General features: G+C 40.7%; 3 protein-coding genes. 2 read left to right on the forward strand and 1 reads right to left on the reverse strand.

Annotated features, from left to right (window positions below):
- On the forward strand, positions 1–230 hold a 230-nt coding region (locus DUT69_RS18970; protein ID WP_317047228.1), incomplete at its 5' end, for a 5-formyltetrahydrofolate cyclo-ligase.
- Positions 231–239: 9 nt separating this feature from the next.
- Positions 240–428 (forward strand): hypothetical protein, encoded by a 189-nt coding sequence (locus DUT69_RS19320; protein ID WP_162796360.1) that lies wholly within the window; start codon positions 240–242, stop codon positions 426–428.
- Here the strand turns inward: DUT69_RS19320 and DUT69_RS18975 are convergent.
- The coding region (locus DUT69_RS18975; protein ID WP_162796361.1) for an arginase family protein at positions 425–1176 on the reverse strand (752 nt) is incomplete at its 5' end. The two genes, DUT69_RS19320 and DUT69_RS18975, sit on opposite strands and share 4 nt — an antisense overlap.

Here is a 1176-nt window from a genome sequence, read left to right on the forward strand (position 1 = left end):
ACGGCAAAATAGACTTAGTTTTGGTGCCGCTATTGGCTTTTGATCTTCGCGGCTATCGTGTAGGTTATGGCAAAGGGTTTTACGACCGCTTTCTATCTCAAATTAATCCATTGAAGGTGGGCATTTCTTTGTTTGATGCTCAGGACGAAGACATTGCTGACATCCACCCCGATGATATTAGGTTAGATTTGTGCATTACTCCCAAAGGAATTATTAAATTCAAAATTTAATTTCGATACTTGACAAAGATTCTCGATACTATTAAAATGGAAAAGGACTTTAAAATTACTACCGCAAAGCAATACGAGGAAACAATGATTGCTATTTTTGAGATGCAGGAGCAGGAAGAGCCCTTGACCGCCAAACAACTCGCCGAAATGGAAGTGATGGCTAAAGCGGCACAACGTTACGAAGACGAAGAGCTTTAAATTAGCTGATGGCTTTTAATAAAATCGCTGACTAAAAGTGAGATTTTTTTGCCGATGTTGGTGTCTGTTTGGCCATCATTTAACTGGTAGGCGCCTTCGCAAATATGTAGGTAGGTAAATTTACGCTGTAGGTGCATGATCAACTGCCGTACTTCATTTAAGGTAAAGCCGCTCGGTGTACTGGCGCTTGATAATGCCCCGGAGATACTGTCCATATCAATTTCCAGCCCTAAAGGAAATTTAGTGCGATTTAAGAGAATTTCTGCGGCAACCCTTAAGTCTTGTTGGAAAGCCAACAAATCTTCCAAATAAAAGGCTTTAACGTTGTTGTTTTGAGCAATGAAATCAAGCTGTGCTTGGGAAATATAATTTTGGCTTAAACCTAAAATCCGATACTGATCTAAAAGGCCATGCTCAATGGCGGTACTGAAGCCATTTCCACTATGTCTACCTTCTTCCGGATTTCTCAAGTCGGCGTGGGCATCAATGTTTAGGACATCTATTTTGACATTTAATGCCAATGAGGTTCCCTTAATTATGGGATAGCAGTTGTTATGCCCGCCTCCAATAACAATCGGGATTTTTCCAGCGGCTACAATAGCGTGGATCATTGGATACACCAAATCATCTATTTGACTAACGTTTCCGCGGAGACTTTCCGTATCGGTGGCATGATTTTCAGGAATACGAAATTCGCCCAACACAAGAATGTTTTCACCACTAAAAAAGGCATTTTGTTGCATGTTAA

The organism is Pedobacter namyangjuensis (assembly GCF_003313325.1).
Taxonomy (GTDB): Bacteria; Bacteroidota; Bacteroidia; order Sphingobacteriales; family Sphingobacteriaceae; genus Pedobacter; species Pedobacter namyangjuensis.